Source organism: Streptomyces cadmiisoli (assembly GCF_003261055.1).
Classification (GTDB): Bacteria; Actinomycetota; Actinomycetes; order Streptomycetales; family Streptomycetaceae; genus Streptomyces; species Streptomyces cadmiisoli.
This window is the reverse complement of the sequence record NZ_CP030073.1, coordinates 8,207,995-8,227,254: the sequence shown is the minus strand read 5'-3', so window position 1 is coordinate 8,227,254 and position 19,260 is coordinate 8,207,995. Positions and strand designations below refer to the sequence as shown.

Below are 19,260 nucleotides of genomic sequence, written 5' to 3'. Positions count from 1 at the left end.
ACCGATGAATTCCGCCGAACGTGAAGAACTGACCCGGCTGCTGCCCAGCCCCGCGGACCCGAAGCTCCCGCCGGGCCGCATGCTTCAGTTGGAGGAGAACCTCGTACAGGAAATCGCCCGCCAGTCGGCCGCGCAGGCCGGCCCCCAGGGCAGCGGCGCCCAGGAGCACCTCGGCAGCGGGCCGTCCCCGTTCCGCGGCCGGCGTGGGTTCCGGCTGGGCGCGTTGCCGGTGGGCCTGGCCACCGCCGTCGTCGGAGCGGTCGTCGTGGCCGGACTCGACACGGGACAGGAGACGCCGCGGACGGACGAGGAGGCCGTGGTCATGCTGAACCGCATCGCCACGGTCGCCGCGGCCCAGGAGGCGACGCCGGTCCGCGACGACCAGTACGTCTTCACTCAGGTCCAGGGCACCCAGCAGATCATGGACGACGGCGAGGACGTCTTCCGCCGGTCGAACTGGCACTCCGCGGACGGCAATCGACGTGGTCTGGCCAGGATCACCGTGCTCTCCGGCCCGTCCGGCGAGGGCACCAGGGACATGAGCCTGGCGGCCGACCCCAATGCCACGTCCTACCGCGAGCTCCAGGCCCTGCCGACGGACCCGGATCAGCTGTACGACATGGTGTGGAAGCAGACCGAGGGCCAGGGGCCGACCCACGAAGAGGCGGCACTCGAACACATCGGTTCGATGCTTCCGGGGGCGGCCCTCCTCCCCCAGCTCGACGCGGCGCTCTATCGCGCGGCGGCCAGGATCCCGGGCGTGAGGCTGGTTCAGCACGCCGAGGACGCGGCCGGCCGGGAGGGCATCGGCTTCGCCTTCGGCTCCGGGGACGACCGGGACGTCTGGGTCTTCGACCGGAACAGCCTCGAATACCTGGGCTCGGACGATGTGGCTCTGCTGAAGACCGGCGTCGCCGACGCGCTCGGTGAGGCACCGACCGACTGATCACCGCCGGCGGACGCAAGCCGTCGGCTTCGCACCGATGCCGCGCGAACCGTGCGGCATCGGTGCGGACGCGCGGCGCCTTCGATCGGTTTGCGGCCCATCCTGGCGTCTCCGGCGGAAGGTGGCCACGGCTGACGGACGTATGGCGGACGGGTGGCCACGGCTGTCCCGGGCGGCAGGCCGCGCGGCGTCTTCGGCTTCCGGACCGCGACCCGTCGGGGACTCCGGTCGCCCGCCGGGGGAACGGGCGACCGGAGGAGATCCCGTCCGCGCATCGACCGTGTCGGCGCCGACGGGAGACTTCGGGTGCCGGGGCGCTGCTCGCGGTCGACACACCGGCGGCATGGAACGAGCAACCACCGGCTTCCCGCAGCGGCTTCTTCGCCGCTGGCATCCCAGCCATGAGACGGCTTCACCGGCTCGCGATTGACTGTAGTTCATTGAATGGCAATCAATCAAATAGGGGCTCGGTCACACGCCGGCGAACGGGCGGGTTCAGGACAGAGGCCCGCGGTGACGGGAGCAACGACTGGGCAGGTCACCGCGCTGAGGACACCCCTACGGCGACAGCTTTCCGGCAACGGATCCACGGCCACCGCTCGTCGTCCAGCCGGTTCGGGGTCCGCCCCGCACCAGGCGCGCTCGCCCCGCTCGGGCCGCCGGAGCAGCGGTCAAGCGGGCGGCGAGACCTGGTGGGGCTTGCCGGCCAGGAGTTCCTCAAGCGCACGGTGCAGAGCGGGACTCGGCGCCAGATCATGGGCGGCGCGCAGCGCGCCTGCCAGAAAGGTGACACAGCACTCGACCAGCGGCCCCGTCTCGAACGGTGGACCGGTCCGCAGCCAGTGGCGCGTCATCTCGTCGCAAGCGGAGGTGAACCCCCGCATGGGCAGCTCAAGGGCTGGTTCGTCGACATCCAGTCCGAGCAGCCCGCAGAGGGCGGAAATACCGTCCCGCCGTGTGGTGGCGAAGGCCTCCTCGGCCAGGTCCATCGCCTCCGCGCGGCGCAGAACCAGGTTCAGCGCGGCTTCCCGGTGCGCGGCCAGGAATTCCAGGTGCGCGGTGAGATGCCGGCGCAGACGGTCGGCGACCGGTCCGTCGAGAGGAATCCTCGCGGCGGCCCGGAGCTGCCGGTCCACCTCCAGCACCACCTCCGCGTAGAGGTTCTCCTTGCCCTTGAAGTGGTGGGAGAGCAGGCCATGGGCGACTCCCGCCGAGCGTGCGATGTTCCCGACGGTGACTTCCCCGTACGGCCGCTCGGAGAATTCCTCCAGCGCAGCGCGGAGCAGTTTCCGGCGTGTCTGCTCGGCGGCCAACTGGCGCCGGGTGGGCGGTTTTCCCGTGACCGACCGGGGCACGTGTGCATCCCTCCCGAGTACCGGTCGGCGCGGAGAGCAGCACCGGCGTGGGTCCTCATGCAATGGGGCCAACGAACCCCGGCATCCTAATTGGTCGGCGGTCAGCGATCGGGAGGCACAGCGGCAGGATCTGCCCGACGACGAGATCGCCGGGCAGATCGATCCCCCCTGAGAGAACCGGACTCCTACTGGCTCCGGCGGGGAAGGCCCCGGATCTCCCACCTGGCCGGTCCGGCCCATCCGGCCATCTGGACCATCCGGCCGATCAAGGACCGTCAGCGGACGGGCACACTCCGATAGGCGGCCGCGAAACGGTCCAGCATCTCGGACAGTTCGGCCCTGGTCGAGATCAGCGGCGGCGCGAAGCCGATGCTGTCGCCCACCGCGCGGACGAGCACGCCGTTGTCGGCGGCTCGGGCCGCGAGCGTCGCCCCGATCTCACCTTCCTCCATTCCGAAAGCGACCGGGTCGAAGGTGACAGCTCGCAGGAACCCGTGTCCCCGTACATCGGTGACGCCCTTGACGTTCCAGTACTCCCCCAGCCCTTCGGCCAGAACGGGAGCCAGGTCGCGCACGTGCTGCGGGATGTTCCGTTCGGTCAGGACGGCGAGGGTCTCCCGGGCCACGGCAGCAGCCACCGGGTGCCCCGAGTAGGTGAATCCATGACCGAAGGCACCCACGGCGTTCGATCCATTGGCGATGGCCTCGACAACCCTGTCACTCACCATGACGGCCGAGATCGGCAAGTACGCGGAGGACAGCCCCTTGGCGAGCGTGATCATGTCCGGCGAGAGACCGAACTCCGTGGTCGCGAACATCGACCCGGTCCGCCCGAAGCCTGTGATCACCTCGTCGGCGATGAACAGGATGTCGTGCCGGGCGAGCACGTCCTGGACCCGTCCGTAGTAGCCGGGCGGCGGGACGATGATGCCGCCCGCGCCCAGGATGGGTTCACCAATGAAGGCGGCTATCGTGTCAGCGCCTTCCGCTTCTATGAGGAGCTCCAACCTGGCGATGAGGTAGTCGGTGAACTGCTCGTCGTCCAGGCCTTCCGATGTCCTGGGATCAGGACAGGGCACTTTCAGGAATGACGGGAGCGGCAGCCCGAATCCGCGATGGATGGGCTCGATGCCGGTGGCCGATCCGGCCGCCACCGTTGTGCCGTGGTAGGCGTTCTCATGAGAGATGATTTTGGTTCGACCCGTTCGCCCCAGACAGGCGTGGTAGTACCAGGCGATCTTGAAGGCGCTGTCGTTCGCTTCGGCTCCCGAATTGGCGAAGAAGGTGCGCCCCATCGGTATGGGCGCGATCTCGGCCAGATCGTCGGCCAGCGCCAGCGGAACGTCGGCCGTGCGGTGGCCGAATGACGCATAGAACGGCAGCCTGGCCATCTGCTGTGCGGCGGCTTCGATGAGCCTGGACTCGCTGTAGCCGAGATTCGCGCACAACATGCTGGACATGGCGTCGATGTAGGACCGCCCTTCGGAGTCCCAAACGCGCACGCCCTCACCGCGGACGATGACGTGGGGCTCGGAAACAACGTGGGGAAGTGTATGAGGCTCGAACATGGTTGACATGCCTGTAACTCCTTCAATGTTCCGAGGTGATGGCAAGGCGTCTCGACGGGAGAGCACGAGCAGTTCCGGGAAATCCTGCGCACCGGAGAGCGACATGGCCTCGGCACCGAGAGCGGCGCCCGGGTACCGCCGGCAGCGGGCCCTTGGGAGACAGCCCCTCACTGAACGGCGGTCGGCTGCGGCTGCCACCGCCGGAACGCGGTGTGCGATGCAGCCGGCCATCACGACCACATCCATCCTACCCATCTGATGGCATCTGACACCAGATGGGAGTAATGTCATTTTTGCGGGATGGCGAGAGCCGTCGACTCGACCGGCAGGCGCGACCCGCAGGGCAGGGGGACCTGCCCACCGGATCCGCGGCGCTCACGAATTCGCCGATCAACGCGACAAGGAGACCCGATGGCCGGCACGCACCACCAGGCGGCCGGCATGCGGTTGCCCTCGCCCGCTCCACGACATCGCGGTTCACGGCATCACCGCGACACATTCCGCACGCCTCTCGGGTGAGGTCGGCCATGCCCGGAACACCGCAGTCGTTCCTTGCCGGTCTCGCGGCCGAAGTGCAGGACGGGCCAGTCGGCCGGTCCGAGTTCGTGTTCCTCCATGGACTCACCTTCGACCGGCGCCACTGGCACCCCGTCCTCGACGAGTTGCGTGCGGGCGGCGAAGAACACCGGACACTCGCGCTCGACCTGCCGGGACACGGAGGGTCGCCCCGCTGGCCCGCCTATCAACTCCGCGACGTCACCGAGGCCGTACACCGCGCCGCGGTCGAAGCCGGCTTCGGCCGGCCTGTTGTGGTGGGGCACTCGATCGGCGGGGTCCTCGCGACTCTGTACGCCGCCACTCACCCGGCGGCCGGTGTGGTCAACATCGACCAGCCGCTGCTCGCGGGCCCGTTCGCGGAGATGCTCCGCCGCAACGAGCAGGTCCTCCGAAGCGAGGACTGTCTACGGGTCTGGGACGAACTGATCTCGACCATGGGGGTCGAGCAACTCGCACCGGCCGCGCGGGAACTCGTGGCCTCGGCGGACACTCCGCGCCAGGACCTCCTTCTCGGGTACTGGAGCGAACTCATGACGGCCTCCCCCAGCGATCTCACCACAAAACGCGAGGAGGACCTGCGAGCCATCTCCGCCGCGGGCCTCCCCTATCTCCACGTCTCCGGCCGCCAGGTGCCTCCCGGGTATCGCGCCTGGCAAAAAAGGGCACTGCCCGAAGCCGGAATCGCCGTGGTGCCGAGCCACAGTCACTTCCCCCACCTCACCCACCCCGCAGAGCTCGCGGCGCTCATCAGCCGGCTGCCGGGCGCTCGTTGAACGACCGAGAGGGACCGGCATCCGCCGGTCCCTCTCGACTCGTCAGGGGTTTCCAGTGCCGTGGCAGGCAACGTTTGCCCGTCAAGGAGCGGCGTCCGGTCCGTGCTCTCGGCGTGCCGGCCGGAAGTCCTCGTACTGGACGTACTCGGACTTTCGGCCGGTGCGGCGAGTGGGGGCACCTCCCACGCCTTTCAGGCAGCGGGGGAGCGTGCCGGGCCTCGCGACGGGGCGAACGCTGCCTGCCGCGGCACTAGTCCCAGCCGAAGCCGTAATGGCCGCCGTGGCCACCATGACCGTGCCCATGGCCGCCACCGAATCCGCCGCCATGATCCTGGCCGTAGGCGACGGCATGCGTCGGCGACTGCGGTGCCGCGGGAGCCGCGACGGCCGATGCGGCCGCGCCGCCCAGAGCGAGGACAAGGCCGGCAAAGACGGCGAGAGGCCACTTGATGGAACGCATGGCTACCTCCAAAGAGGAATCGGAACGCGCATGGCTGGTCACATGCCATACGCCAGAGGATGGTTGCCGCACCTGACACATGAAGCGGTATCTATACCATTTGTCCGGTTATGCGGCACGTTCAACTGTCCACTCCCGCAACAGCGGGGTCAAGGCGGAAAGGTGGTGCTGCCAGCACCACCTTCGGCTGCTTCAAGGGCGACGACGGTGGGTAAAGGACACCGTTCGCCGCCAGGTTGACCCACATGCGGCTCCGCTCGACGCGTCAACTTCGACCGACCGGCGAAGGGGGCGACACCGCGCCCGGTCGCCGCTGCCTACGGCCGGCCGCTCCGCATCACCGCATCAGCGACCGAGCCCGGCAAGGCGGTTCAGGGTTCGGGCGGCGCCCACCCGGCCACTGCCTCGAACAGCAGGAATCCTTGCTCGACCAGTTCGTCACTGGAGACGTGGAGGGTTCCGTCGACCCAGTTCATCAGCAACTGGCCGACACCGCCGACGATCGCCATGGACATCGCCACGGTGTTGACCTCGCGGTCGGCGCGGCTCCCTGTCAGCAGTTGTTCCACCAACGCACTCATTCGCCGCAGACCCTGCTGCCGTACACCGGCGGTCAGCGGGCCCGCGCTCAGCGCTTCGACGAACTTCACCCTGCCTCGTCGCGGGTCGGCCGTGGTGGTGCTGACGAGGACCTCGATCATGGCCCGGGCCTGTTCCCGGGGCGTGCGTTCCGGGGTGATGCAGGCCGCGCATCGCGTCAACTGCTCCTCCCAGATGTCCCCGACGATCGCCGCCATGACGTCGTCCAGGGAGGAGAAGCTCTCCGTGAAGTACCGGTCCTGCAGGCCCGCGTGGCGCAGCAGGGCACGGATCGACGTATTGGCGTACCCCTGGCTGGAGAAGAGCTCCGTCGCACTTTCGATGATCCGCCGGCGCCGCGACGCGATGCGCTCCTCGGCGGTCATGCCGCCGTAAATCCTCATGCCCAGCCACCTTTCCTGTAGCACGCCGACCCGAGGGGTGACGTGCCGGCGGGCTCCTGACCGGGGACCTGGCTCGCGACGCTGCCGCACAGCGTCCGCCCGGTGCCCAGCCAGGTGACACAAGCGTATGAACATCTTACACATCTGAGGGCATATGCCCCAAGACGGACACGCATTCACGCACACGGATCGCACCAGGCACGTGCGTCAGCCCTCAAGCCGCGAGCGCCGCCCGGATCGCCCGACCCATTGCCAAAGCCGACCCTCGACCCTAACCTCGCAAGGTCTCTATTCATGAATTGAATTCATATGGATGAACGGAGATAGATGGGTACACGACTCCGCCTGGCTACGGTTCTGGTCGCGGTGGCCACCATCGCCGGCCTGCTCGCCCCGGCCGCCTCCGCCCGCCCGACACCCGGTACACCCGGCGCGCCCGGGACCGCGGTCCTCGACGGCGCACGGCTCCAACAGACGAAGGCCCGCCTGGATCGCGGCGACCACCGGCTCCAGCGGGCCGTCCGCGACCTCACCGCACGTGCCGACACATGGCTCGACCAGGGCCCATGGACCGTCGTCGACAAACCCAGACCCGCGCCGAGCGGAGACGTCCACGACTACCTGAGCCAGGCGCCCTACTGGTGGCCGAGCCGAACCCCCACCACCGACAACCCCTGGGGCTGCCCCTATGTACAGCGGGACGGCGAACGCAATCCCGAGGTGGACACCGGCACCGACCGCCAGGACCTCGAGAAGGTCTTCGACTCGTCGTACGACCTCGCACTCGCCTGGTACTACACCGGCGAACGGAAGTACGCCGAGAAGGCGGCACACATCCTGCGGACGTGGTTCCTGGCTCCCGCCACCCGGATGAACCCGCACCTGAACCACGCCCAGTTCATCCCGTGCAGATACGACGGCCGGGCCATCGGCATCATCGACTTCTCCCAGTCGTACACCGCGGTCGTCGATGCCGTCGCCATCCTGGAGACGGGCGCTCCCGGCTGGACGGTGACGGACCGCACCGGAATGAGGCAGTGGAACGGTGACTTCCTCGACTGGCTGAGGAACAGCGACTTCGGCAAGCAGGAGGCGGCCGCGACGAACAACCACGGCACGTTCTACGACTTGCTGCTGGCGGGCCTCGCGTACGCCACCGGGGACCGGGAACTCGCCCGCGGGACCGTCCGCGACGCGGCCACCAGGCGCATCGACCCCCAGATCGCCGCGGACGGACGCCAGCCACTGGAGCTGGCCCGGACCAGGAGCTGGCACTACTCGACGTTCACACTCGTCGCGTACACGCGCCTGGCGGCGATCGGTCAGCATGTCGGCGTGGACCTGTGGGCCCACCGGGGCCCGGAGGGCCAGAGCCTTGTCAAAGCCGTGCGCTACCTCCTTCCCGCGGCCACCGACCGCGCCGCGTGGCCGCACCCCGAACTGGAATTTCTGCGGTTCGCGGCGAGTGACGTCGTGCACGCGGCCGCGGACGCCGGCGACAAGGAGGCGAGACGAGCCGTGCCGCTGCTGGAGGAACCGCCGGGCGGAGACCTCTGGGTGCTGCGGCCCGCCGCCGAACAGCTCGACTCGATAGCGGGCTGAACCAGAACTGTCACCGCATGGGCTCCCGAGGGTGTTCGACACCCTCGGGAGCCCCGTTCGTGCGGCCGGGGCACCGCACAGCCGCGCCGCCGAGCCGCCGAGCCGGGGCCGACCCCACTGCATTGCTCACCGTCACCGTTTCAGTCGGTGAGTACACAGAATATGCAATGTCAGCCTGCCCGAACCCAGAATTGGATCACCATCTTGACTGGTGATGCTCCCGACTGCAACCATGTAGTCACCTCCCAAAGTGGTGACGGGATGGATCATCATCTGTCCACCCCGTCCCGGGGCAGGCCTTCGCCCCTGACGTCGATCCGGGTCCCGAAGGCGCCCGGGTCACCGCGGGCCGCAACGCGACAGCAGCGACTGACGCCGTGATCGATCACGGCGTCGAAGGAGTAGTGAGCATGACCGAACAGCCCAGACGCAGGGGCGAGGGCGCACCCGTGGCGCGGCGCGCCATGCTCGGCATGCTCGGTGTGGGAGCCGCCGGGCTCGCGGGCGCTCCCTACCTCCAGAGCGGCTGGGAGGGGTTCCTCAGCGCCGCCTCCCAGAAGGACCCCACCGGACTGACCGGCCTGCTCCCGAACCCGGGCGGATTCCGCTACTACAGCGTGGTCGGCTCGGTACCCCACAAGGACGCGACGAACTACGGCCTGCGGATCGACGGCCTTGTCGACCGGCCCCGGACCTACACACTCGCGGACCTGCGCGCCATGCCGCAGACGAGGATCGTCCGCGACGTGGTGTGCACCGACGGATGGCGCGTCGACGACACGCCTTTCGCCGGAGTGAAGCTGTCCCATCTCCTGGAGGAGGCCGGGGTCCGGTCCTCGGGCACCGCGCTTCGCTTCACCTGCTTCGACGGCGCCTACACCGAGAGCCTCACCCTCGAACAGGCACGCCGCCCGGACGTTCTGGTAGCACTGAAGATGCAGGACAAACCGGTCAGTCATGCCCATGGAGGTCCGGTCCGTCTCTACGTGGCCCCGATGTACTTCTACAAGTCGGCCAAGTGGCTGTCCGGGATCACGGTCACCGACGAGGTGGTCCCTGGCTACTGGGAGGAACGCGGCTATCCGGTCGACGGCTGGCTCGAAGGAGCCGACCGCGGCAACTCGGCGGCCTGACCCCGCTGCGGACCCGACGGCCGTGTGTGCAGCGCACACGATGTGAAACACCCGAGAACCCCGATTTCCCGAATACCGCGAGTGCTCAAGCACCTCAAGAACACGGAGTAGACATGTCGCACACCACCAAGGCCAGCAAGGCGCGCTACCTGAGCGTCGCCGCCGGAGTTGCCGTGGCCCTCGCCGGCGGCGCTGCGCTCGCGTCGTCGGCCTCGGCCGACACGTCGGACCGCAAACCCCGTACGCAGACCTTTGAACTGGTCGGCAAACAGACCTCGTCCGGCGAAGTCGACCTGGGCAAGCCGGGAACCAGTGTGGGCGACCAGCGGATCGTCCACGAGGACCTGTACCGCGACGGCAAGAAGGTGGGCGACCACAGCGCGATCTGCACCTACACCCAGGTCAGTCCCGCCGCCCTGCAGTGTGTGGGCACCTTCGCGCTCCCCGAGGGCCAGTTCGCCGCGCAGTCGCTGCTGCACCTGCCCGCCCCGAGTTCCGTGGACGTCGCGATCACCGGCGGATCGGGCGCCTACAGCACCGCTCAGGGCTTCATCCGCACCGTTCCCGCGGGTGAGACCGAGCGCCACTTCACCGTGCATCTTCAGCGCTGATCCCCCACCGCCGGACTCGGGCCGCCGGGCAGTTGTCCCGGCGGCCCGGGTCCGGCGTCGCTCCGCCCCCGAAACACCCTCGCCCGTCAGACACACACCTGCCCGGCGTCTCAGCGGCCGGCAAGTGGTCCACCGCCACCGGGAGGTGCGCACACATGACATCCACGGTCGGCTGGGACGGGCCGACAGGGAACGTGAAGCGGCTCGACCCGCCCGGGAGAGTCCGCCGATTCAGTACGACCGAGCGACTGGTGCACCGCGCCACCGGCTGGCTGATGCTGGTCTGCCTGGTGACAGCGGCGTGCCTCTACCTGGGCCCGCTCGCCCAGGTGGTCGGGCATCGCCACCTGGTCTCCACCGTGCACCGGTGGTCGGGCATCCTGCTGCCGGCCCCGCTGCTGATCGGGCTCTCGTCGGCCGCTCTCCGTGCGGACCTTCGGCGGCTCAATCGCTTCGCGCCGTACGACACACAGTGGCTGCGCGCGGCCCGCGGACGGGTCACGTCACCGGGTGCACGTCCGGCCGGCAAGTTCAACGCGGGTCAGAAGCTGTACGCGGGCTGGATCGCCGGCGCCGTGCTGGTCATGATGTTCACCGGTTCGCTGATGTGGTTCAGCGGGTTCCTGCCCCTCATCTCCCGAACCAACGCGATCCTGATCCACGACGTCGTCGCCTGGGCCATCACCTTCGTGATCATCGCCCATATGCGGAAGGCGTACGGGGATCCGGAGGCCCTTGAGGGAATGCGCACGGGATACGTCGGCCGCGCATGGGCGGACCGCCACCACTCCAAGTGGCTCTCGGAGGACGCCGCCGAGGCCGACGGGAAGCGTCCGAGCATCGAGGACAGCGGGAAGCGTCCCGGCATCGAGGACGACTGAGCGTTTCGGTTCACCACGACCGTGCCGGGATCCGGTCACCCTGCGGCGCACGCGTTCGACGCGTGCGCCGTGACTCATGGAACCGGCGGCCCGTCGAGTTCGCGCAGGAGTGTGCGGACATGGTCCACGTCCGAGTCCAGGGCACCGATGTCGAGGTAGATGCCGAGTGCCTCGCGCAGGGCGTCGCCGGCCGCTTCGACCGCTCCCGTGGCCCGGTGGGACTGACTCAGGTGCACCAGGTTCTCGGCCTCGTTGTAGCGGTGTCCCAGTGCGCGGTTGAGGCGCAGACTGTGCTCGTAGCACTCGATGGCTCTGGTGTGCTCGCCGAGTTGGTGGTGGGCGAATCCCAGGGTGTCCCATGTGCCGGCCCGGCCCCGTTCGTCACCGAGCTCGCGCTGGATGGCGAGCGCCTCCTGGCATCGGCGCACGGATGCGGCGTGGTCGCCGAGTTGTGCGTGGTCCCACGCCACCGCGTTCAAGGCCCGTGCCCGGCCCGCGAGGTTGCCGACCGAGCTGAACAGTTCGACCGCGCGCTGGTCGTGCCGCAGGGCGGCCCGTTTGTCGCCCTGCCGCTCGTACAGCCAGCCGAGCGCGAGATGGGTGTGCGCGGCCGACAGGCCGTCGCCGCTGGTCTCCGACAGGGAAAGCGCGAGGGTCAGCTCGTCGTGGGCCTCGGCGAAGCGGCCGGTCTCCGTGCAGGCCCAGGCGAGCGCGCGATGGGACTCGGCGCGGGCGGCCGGATCCCCGAGGCGGACCGCCGCGGTGAGAGCGGTGGTGTGCACGGCGCTGACATCGGCCCAGCGCCCCTGGCGGGCCAGGAAGGTGGTGATCGCCCACGCCAGCCGCCACGCCTGCACGTTGCGCCCGGTGCGCAGGGCGTGGTCGACGCCGGCTGTCAGCACGGTGTGCTCGCCCGCGAACCACGCCATCGCCTGCTCGTGCGTGGTGAAAACCTCGGGTTGTGTGCCGTCGCTCACCGGGACCGGCGGCAGCGGGTCCCGGTGGGGCAGCAGGACGCGGTCGGCGGCGTGTGCCGAGTGCGCGTAGTGGTCGAGTACGCGGGTGAGTGCCGCGCCCGCTTCGACGGCGGGCGCGGCGGTCTCCGCCAGTTCGAGGGCGTAGGCACGCAGCAGGTCGTGGTAGGTGAAGCGGCCGGGCACATGTTCCTGAAGCAGGTGGTGCGCCTGGAGACTGCGCAGACGCTTCCGGAGCCCGGCGAGCGGCAGGGTGGTCAGGCTGACGGCGGCACCCAGTCCAATGTCGGCCCCGGGTGCCTGGGCGAGCTGACGGAAGACCCGGGCGGAATCGGCGTCCAGGGCCAGGTAGGACGAGGCGAACACCGCCCGTACGTCACTGGTCTCCTCACCCGTCTCCAGTGCGTCGAGCCGGGTCGCGGTGTCGCGCAGTTCGGCTGCGAGGGCGGCCAGGGAGAGGACCGGGTCCGTGGTGATGCGGGCGGCGAGGACGCTGATGGCCAGTGGCAGGCCTGCGCAGTGGTGGAGGAGCTCGGTGGCGGCGACGGGTTCCGCGGCGAGCATGTCGGCGCCCAGACGCCGGGCGAGCAGGTCATGTGCCTCGGTGCCGTCGAGTGTCTCCAGGATGAGCTGTACCGCCCCGTGGGAGGCGGCCAGTCCGGGGAGCCGGTGCCGGCTGGTGATCAGTACCGCGCAGGTGGGACTGCCCGGCAGCAGGGGCACCACCTGGTCGGTGTCGCGGGCGTTGTCGAGCACGACGAGTAATCGCCGGCCCGCCGTGAGGCTTCGGTACAGCGCGGCCTGGGACTGCGGGGCGGAGGGCAGGTTCGCGGGGTCGGCGCCGAGCGCCTCCAGGAATCCCCGTACGACCGCGTACGGGTCCGCCGGTTCGCCGGTGGGAGCGAAGCCGCGCAGGTCGGCGTACAACTGACCGTCGGGGAACTGCTCGCTCTGGTCATGGGCCCAGCGCAGGGCCAGCCACGTCTTTCCGACACCGCCGGTGCCGCAGATCGCGGTTGTCAGCACGGAGCCGTTGTCAGGCCTGTGCTGCGGCCCCATCAGCTTGTCCAGTCGGGCCAGTTCACTGCCACGGCCGACGAACAGCGGCGGGAGCGCCGGCAGTTGTCTGGGATGCACCGCGTCGGCGGGCGCGGGGTCCGGGTCGTCCCGCTCGGGTGGCGCGAGCCGGGGATCCGAGATCAGGATCTGCTGGTACAGCTCCCGCAGCGGCGTGGCCGGGTCGATGCCCAACTCCTCGGCGAGCCGACGGCGCACCACCTGATAGTGGTTGAGGGCGTCGGCAGGACGTCCGCCGCGGTAGAGGGCGAGCATCAGCTGGGCCGCCAGCCGCTCGTCCAGAGGGTGACCGGCGGCGTGGGCGGGCAGCGCGGTCAGCAACTCGGCGTGCAGACCTCGCCGTAACTGGAGGTCGCCCCAGTCCAGGAAGGCCGCGAGCCGCTCGGTGTGCGCCGCCTCCCGCTGGGCGTTGAACCAGGGAGTGTCGATACCGGGACACACGTCGCCGCGCCAGAGCGCGAGGGACTCCGTGAACAGGCGTGCCGCCTCGTCCTCGTCACCCTCCCGCACCACGGCGCGGGCCCGCGCGGTGTCGGCGCGGAAACGGTGCAGGTCGACGGCTGAGGGGGCGACGGTCAGCTCGTATCCTCCCGGGCGCCGCTCGATCCACGCCTCACCGGTGACCGCCCGCAAGGCGTGGCGCAGCCTGGAGAGGTAGCTGTAGAGCGTCTGCCGGGCGCGCTGCGGTGCCCGCTCCCCCCAGACACGGTCCACGAGTTGGTCGGGCGTCACCAACGTGTTGGCGTCCAACAGGAGCGCGGCCAGGACCCGTTGCTGCCGAACGGGCCCCAACTCCAGCCTGGCGCCGTCGACCCGCACTTCGACCCCGCCCAGCACACGGAACTCCGCCGCCACACGAACCACCCCCGGGACAAAATCCTAGAGTGCTCGGTCACAGGTAGGTACGGGTCGTGGCGACACATGTGGGACATGGGGCGGGCACCTGCGGCGCCGGGCCCCACCCGTTGCCGGGGGTGGACGCCGTCGTTCGGCCCACGGCACCCGCCTCGCGCGGCGGCCCGCCCGGATCCGTTCAGCCGCCCCGCGTACCGTCTCGCAGCGCGTTCTCCGCGTACGCGATCGCCGCCGGATGTCCGAACAGGCCGGGCAGTCCTCCGGTGTGCAGGAACACCGTGGGTCGCCCCCGGAGCACCGTCCCGTCCTCGACCGCGGCGGCCAGGCCGGCCAGAGCCCGCCCCGTGTAGACCGGGTCCAGGACCAGCCCTTCGGTCCGGGCGGCCAGCAGCAGGGCGTCCTCGACAGCCGGGGTGAGGACGCCGTACCCGTCTCCCGGGCGGCCGTGGACCGTGAGGTCGGCGGGCGTCACGACCCGGCCGCCCGCTTCGGTCGCCATCTCGGCCACGGCGGACACCGGGTCGGCCATCGCTTCCGTGTCCACGCCCAGCACCCGCTCCGGCCCCAGTACGGCGACCAGGCCCGCCATGGTGCCGCCGGAACCCACCGCGACCACGACGGTGGACACGTCCGGCAGCTGGGCCGTCAGTTCGCGGGCGCACTCGGCGTAGCCCTGCGCGCCGAGAGCGTTCGAACCGCCGAACGGGATGAGGGCCGGGTGCCGGCCGTCCTCCGTCAGGTGCGCCACGGTGCGAGCGGCCACCCGTGCCAGACCCTCGGCGTCCACGTCGCCGGCCCATACGATCCGGGCGCCGAACAGACCGTCCAGCGCGAGATTCCCGGACCCTGACGCACCCGGGGAGCCCGGGAACACCAGCACGGCCTCGATGCCCGAGCGGGCCGCGGCAGCCGCGGTGAGCCGGGCGTGATTGCTCTGCGGCGAGCCGGTGGTCACCAGTGTGTCGGCGCCCTCGGCCAGCGCGGCGCCCACGGTCCACTCCAGTTTGCGGACCTTGTTGCCACCGCCGCCGAGACCGGTCAGGTCGTCGCGCTTGACCCACAGGTCGGCGGCGTCCAGGCCGAGCGCGACCGCGAGACGGGGCGCCGGTTCGAGCGGCGTGGGCCACGTGCCCAGCCGCACCCGTCGTGACTCGGCGGGCGCGTCGTTCGTACTCACTGTGTTCTCCTTCCCGAGCCTGACTTCGGCGGCCGGTCGGTGCTGTCGTCCGGTGGGCAGGCGGATTTCCTCAGCCCCTCGTCGCGTGCCCCTTCGCGCGACGACTGCCCCGGACGATGGAATGCGATCATCCGAGGTTGGCGCTGACATTGAAGTATGACGTCTCTGCGCACACTCGGTTCCTCCGGTCTCGAGGTGTTCCCCCTCGCCCTGGGCGGCAACGTCTTCGGCTGGACCGCGAGCGAGCAGGCCTCCTTCGCCGTCCTCGACGCGTACGCGAGCGCGGGCGGCAACTTCATCGACACGGCCGACTCGTACTCCGCGTTCGCCGAGGGCAACGAGGGCGGCGAGTCCGAGACGATCATCGGCAGATGGATGAAGTCCCGTGGCAACCGCTCGGACGTCGTCATCGCCACCAAGGTCAGCCAGCACCCGCGGTACCAGGGCCTGTCCGCCGCCAACATCAAGGCCGCGGCGGACGCCTCGCTGCTCCGCCTGGACACCGATCACATCGACCTCTACTTCACCCACTACGACAAACCCGAGGTACCGGTCGACGAGATCGTCGGCGCCCTCGACGAGTTGGTGAAGGCGGGCAAGGTCCGGCACATCGCCGCGTCCAACATCAGCCCCGAACGCCTGCGGGCCTCGTTGGAGGTCTCCGACCGCGCGGGCCTCGCCCGCTACGTCGCCGTCCAACCGCACTACAACCTGGTCTCGCGTGACACGTACGAGGGCCCACTGCGGGACCTCGCCGCCCGCGAGGGCCTCGCCGCGGTGCCGTATTTCTCCCTGGCCTCCGGTTTCCTCACCGGCAAGTACCGTCCGGGTACCCCCGTCGACAGCGCCCGTGCGGGCTCGGCCGGGAAGTACGTCGAGTCCGAGCGCGGCCGGAAGGTCCTCGCGGCCCTGGACGAGATCGCCGACGCTCACGGCACGCCCGTGGCCACCGTCGCCCTCGCCTGGCTGGCGGCGCAGCCGACGATCACCGCGCCGATCGCCTCGGCCCGGACGGTGGACCAGCTTCCGGCGCTGCTGGGGGTCGCGCAGCTGCGCCTCACCGCCGAGGAACTGGACCGCTTGACGCGGGCGTCGGACTGAACCCACCCCGGGCCGCGCCGACTGCACCCACCGCGAGCCGGACCGAACGACGACGCGCGGCCGACAGCGCCGCCACCCGGTCCGGGCTCACTTCTTGAGACGGGACTTGAGATCGCGCAGGTCGTCGATCATGGCGGTGCGGTAAGCGGACAGGTCCGGGACCTCCGGTGCCTCGGCCATCGACCCGCTGTCGTCCACGCCCTGGTAGCTGACCATGGCGGACAGGCTCAGCGAGAGCACGACGCCACCGTCGAGCACCCGCAACTCCCGGGTGCTGCTGTCCCGGGTGATCAGATACGCCTGGTCGCCCAGGTCCGGAAGGCGCTGCGCCCCACTCTCGGGGACGATCCCCAGGTCCGTGACCCGCCGTCCCGCCTCGAACTCCACGCCCGGGTCGCTCTGCTTGTGCAGTGCGACGTCGATGCCGACCGTGTAGTCGATGAACCAACCCGTGTCGGCATGCTCGCCGTTCGCGTCAGGACGCAGGTGGATGAAGCACTGGAGGTGATCGGCAGCCGGATGCCGCGACATCCCGGAGACCACAACACCCGAGGAGTCCTTGGGCCCGATCTCCGCGGTGAGTGCGGTCAGTTGCACGGACCGGCAGGTACCCGCGGTGAGCCGGTACCCGCGCGTGTCCGGCTCCGGGACGCCCAGCTCCCACCGGAACACCGCCACCGCCCAGAGCGCCGAGGCCACCAGTACGCCTCCGAGCGCCCACAGCCAGGGGTTTCGTGACCTGCTGTGCGCCACGGACTCCTCGCTGTAGTCACCCACGGTGCGGCAAGTACCGAAATCGCCGACACCGTCTTCCATTTCCGGCTCAGAAATCACGGGGGCAGAGCCTATGTGATCACCGCCGGTGCTTTCCCTCCCCCGCGAGCAGCGGCCGACCAGGACCGACCGGCCGGGCCGGCTCCCGGTGGCTGGTGGGCGGACAGGCAGGTTTACTGGGCCTTGTCGATGAGAGATGAGATCGATCATGCCTGGTGAACCACGACACGCTCCCTCGTCGATCGGCGCGGCGGCCCCGAACGCGGCGGAAGGCGTCGAGAAGGAGCTGTTCGACCAGTCCAGGGCCGCGCTGGAGGTGTACGACGCACGACTGCGCGTGCTTCGTTCCAATCCCGCGGCGCTCGCGCTGCGCGGCCTGTCCGCGGAGCTGGTGATAGGCGCGGACCTCAAGGACCTGGACGGCAGTTTGCCGCTGTCACCGATCATGCGGCTCGTGCTGGAGACCCGGAGCCCGGTCCTGGACCGCCCGATGTCCGCCTGCCCGGCCACCGATCCGGACCGCGAGCACGAGTACGCCGTCACCGGGTATCCGATCAAACGCGCGGGACACCTCCGCCACGCCGCCGCCTCGATGATCCACGACGTCACGGAACAGAACCGCAAGCAACGCGAACTGGATCTCCTGAACGTGGCGCGGACCAGCATCGGCAGTACGCTCGACGCCCTGCGGACCGCACAGGAACTGGCCGACATCGTGGTCCCCGACTTCGCCGACGCCATCGCGATCGACCTGATGGAGGCCATCTTCACCGGTGACGCGCCCATGGGCCCGGTCACGGTCGCGCTGCCGATGCGACGTGCCGCGTTCAAGGCGCGCGAGCGTCAGGCCGTGGGCGCCTACCCGGTCGGTGGCGCCAGTCCGTTCGCCTCGCACACCCCGTACACGCAGGCACTGGCGGACCTGCGGCCCCGGCTGATCAGCGCGGTGCCCGAGTCGGGCGGCTGGCTGGCCCGGGACCACGCACGAGCGGGATTCATCGCCGCGTCCGGCGTTCATTCACTGATCGTCACACCCTTGACCGTGCACGGGCTGGTGATGGGCCTGGCCAGCTTCTACCGCGACGGCCACCACAGCGAACCCTTCAACGAGGAGGACCGGTCGCTGGCCGCGCAGTTGGCCGCGTTCACGGCGGTGTGTCTCGACAACGCCCGCCGATTCACCCGCGAGCACACGGTCGCCGTCACGCTCCAGCGCAGTCTGCTGCCGCGGGTGTCGCCCGAACTGGCGGCCGTCGAGTCCGCGCACTGCTACCGGACCGGCCGGTACGGCGCGCATTGGTTCGACGTCCTTCCCCTGTCCAGCTGCCGTGTGGGGCTGATCATCGGATACGTGCCGGGCGAAGACCTGCGGGCCGCCGGGGCGATGGGACGTCTGCGGACCGCCGCGTCCACGCTGGCCTCGATGGACCTGCCGCCCGACGAGCTGATGGCGCATCTCGACGACGTCACCCAGCGGCTGGCCCACGAGTACGACACCAGCCCGGCGACCCTGCACGAAGCACAGCCTCCCTTCACCGCCTCATGTCTGTACGTCACGTACGACCCGGTGACCCGGCAGTGCTCAGCCGCCTCGGCAGGACACGAGAGCCCGCTGCTCACCACCCCCGAAGGCGTGGCGAGCGCGCTGGAGGTACCCACGGGCGCCCACCTCGGCCAGGGCGTTCCGTACGACCTGCTCACCACTCGACTGCCGGTCGGGAGCCTGCTGACGCTGTACTCCGACGGCAGCGCGGAGCGCCACCCGACCGAGGCGCGTGAGCGTGCCAGCCGGCTGCGCGAGGTCGTACGGACCAAAGCGCCGCCCGCGCAGGTCTGCGACGAAGTGGCCTACGAGGTCCTGCGCGACACCACTCCGGTGGACGGTGCGGCACTGCTGGTGGCCAGGACCCGGAGCATCGCCCCCGACCGGGCGCCGTCGTGGACCTTCCCGCCGGAACCGGCTTCGGTCCCCGAGGCCCGGCGGGCGGCGCGTCGGCAGCTGTCGGAGTGGGGGCTGGAGGACTGCCTCCCGGCGATCGAACTGGTCGTCAGCGAGCTGGCCACCAATGTGACCCTCCACGCCGACGGTCCGATCCGGCTACGGCTGATCCTCGACCGGAGACTGACGGTGGAGGTGCACGACGACGCCGACACCGCACCGCACCTGCGGCACGCGCGCCTCCTGGACGAGGGGGGCCGGGGCCTGTTCCTCGTGGCGTGCGTGGCATCGCAGTGGGGCACGCGGTACGAGGACACCGGTAAGACCATCTGGGCCGAACACGAATTCAGCAGTCCCGCCGGGGACGTCGACTGCCGGGCCGCTGCCTGATCCGGCGGGACTCACGACATGTCCGGACGCGCCGGGTGTCCTGCGGCGACGGGGCCCTGGCGACGAGTCCGCAGGACCGCGCTGACGTCGGCATCGGACGACG

General features: G+C 70.0%; 15 protein-coding genes. 8 read left to right on the top strand and 7 right to left on the bottom strand.

The genetic code is table 11. The annotated features are described in order from the left end of the window. The first annotated feature begins 4 nt into the window (after window positions 1-4). The gene (locus tag DN051_RS36195) at window positions 5-946 is read left to right on the top strand and encodes a CU044_5270 family protein (protein ID WP_112440905.1); all 942 of its coding nucleotides are present in this window, start codon (window positions 5-7) and stop codon (window positions 944-946) included. A gap of 671 nt (window positions 947-1,617) precedes the next feature. Here the strand turns inward: DN051_RS36195 and DN051_RS36190 are convergent. Further along, window positions 1,618-2,301, bottom strand: a complete 684-nt coding sequence (locus DN051_RS36190; RefSeq protein ID WP_162625041.1) for a TetR/AcrR family transcriptional regulator — start codon at window positions 2,299-2,301, stop codon at window positions 1,618-1,620. A gap of 275 nt (window positions 2,302-2,576) precedes the next feature. After that, window positions 2,577-3,878, bottom strand: a complete 1,302-nt coding sequence (locus DN051_RS36185; protein WP_246040709.1) for an aminotransferase family protein — start codon at window positions 3,876-3,878, stop codon at window positions 2,577-2,579. A 518-nt stretch (window positions 3,879-4,396) separates the two neighbouring features. On the opposite strand from DN051_RS36185, the gene DN051_RS36180 reads away from it, so the two are divergent. After that, window positions 4,397-5,200, top strand: coding sequence for an alpha/beta fold hydrolase (locus DN051_RS36180; RefSeq protein ID WP_162625040.1), 804 nt, complete (start codon window positions 4,397-4,399; stop codon window positions 5,198-5,200). Window positions 5,201-5,450: 250 nt separating this feature from the next. Here DN051_RS36180 and DN051_RS45255 read toward each other — a convergent pair whose 3' ends face one another. Both DN051_RS45255 and DN051_RS36170 read right to left on the bottom strand, forming a co-directional pair. After that, window positions 5,451-5,660, bottom strand: coding sequence for a hypothetical protein (locus tag DN051_RS45255; protein ID WP_162625039.1), 210 nt, complete (start codon window positions 5,658-5,660; stop codon window positions 5,451-5,453). 371 nt (window positions 5,661-6,031) lie between these two features. Further along, on the bottom strand, window positions 6,032-6,643 hold the full coding sequence (locus DN051_RS36170; RefSeq protein ID WP_162625038.1) for a TetR/AcrR family transcriptional regulator: 612 nt from the start codon (window positions 6,641-6,643) through the stop codon (window positions 6,032-6,034). A gap of 327 nt (window positions 6,644-6,970) precedes the next feature. On the opposite strand from DN051_RS36170, the gene DN051_RS36165 reads away from it, so the two are divergent. The 4 genes from DN051_RS36165 (at window position 6,971) to DN051_RS36150 (ending at window position 10,870) form a co-directional block, all read left to right on the top strand. Continuing rightward, on the top strand, window positions 6,971-8,245 hold the full coding sequence (locus DN051_RS36165) for an alginate lyase family protein (RefSeq protein WP_053756001.1): 1,275 nt from the start codon (window positions 6,971-6,973) through the stop codon (window positions 8,243-8,245). Window positions 8,246-8,655: 410 nt separating this feature from the next. Then, a complete protein-coding gene (locus tag DN051_RS36160) occupies window positions 8,656-9,378 on the top strand; it encodes a molybdopterin-dependent oxidoreductase (protein WP_246040708.1) in 723 nt (240 codons plus the stop codon). Window positions 9,379-9,491: 113 nt separating this feature from the next. Continuing rightward, window positions 9,492-9,989 carry an allene oxide cyclase barrel-like domain-containing protein gene (locus DN051_RS36155; protein ID WP_053756002.1) on the top strand — a complete coding sequence of 166 codons (498 nt, stop codon included), beginning with the start codon at window positions 9,492-9,494 and terminating at the stop codon, window positions 9,987-9,989. Window positions 9,990-10,144: 155 nt separating this feature from the next. Then, on the top strand, window positions 10,145-10,870 hold the full coding sequence (locus tag DN051_RS36150) for a cytochrome b/b6 domain-containing protein (protein WP_112440895.1): 726 nt from the start codon (window positions 10,145-10,147) through the stop codon (window positions 10,868-10,870). A 74-nt stretch (window positions 10,871-10,944) separates the two neighbouring features. Here the strand turns inward: DN051_RS36150 and DN051_RS36145 are convergent, their stop codons facing one another. Both DN051_RS36145 and DN051_RS36140 read right to left on the bottom strand, forming a co-directional pair. Beyond that, window positions 10,945-13,776: an AfsR/SARP family transcriptional regulator gene (locus DN051_RS36145; protein ID WP_162625037.1), complete on the bottom strand. Its 2,832-nt coding sequence runs from the start codon at window positions 13,774-13,776 to the stop codon at window positions 10,945-10,947. A gap of 178 nt (window positions 13,777-13,954) precedes the next feature. Continuing rightward, window positions 13,955-14,953, bottom strand: a complete 999-nt coding sequence (locus DN051_RS36140; RefSeq protein WP_246040707.1) for a pyridoxal-phosphate dependent enzyme — start codon at window positions 14,951-14,953, stop codon at window positions 13,955-13,957. 156 nt (window positions 14,954-15,109) lie between these two features. On the opposite strand from DN051_RS36140, the gene DN051_RS36135 reads away from it, so the two are divergent. Continuing rightward, on the top strand, window positions 15,110-16,054 hold the full coding sequence (locus DN051_RS36135; RefSeq protein WP_112440889.1) for an aldo/keto reductase: 945 nt from the start codon (window positions 15,110-15,112) through the stop codon (window positions 16,052-16,054). A gap of 87 nt (window positions 16,055-16,141) precedes the next feature. Here DN051_RS36135 and DN051_RS36130 read toward each other — a convergent pair whose 3' ends face one another. Continuing rightward, window positions 16,142-16,831, bottom strand: a complete 690-nt coding sequence (locus DN051_RS36130) for a hypothetical protein (protein ID WP_162625036.1) — start codon at window positions 16,829-16,831, stop codon at window positions 16,142-16,144. A 205-nt stretch (window positions 16,832-17,036) separates the two neighbouring features. Here DN051_RS36130 and DN051_RS36125 point away from each other — a divergent pair, with 205 nt between their 5' ends. Further along, a complete protein-coding gene (locus DN051_RS36125; protein WP_162625035.1) occupies window positions 17,037-19,157 on the top strand; it encodes a SpoIIE family protein phosphatase in 2,121 nt (706 codons plus the stop codon). The last annotated feature ends 103 nt before the right edge of the window (window positions 19,158-19,260 follow it).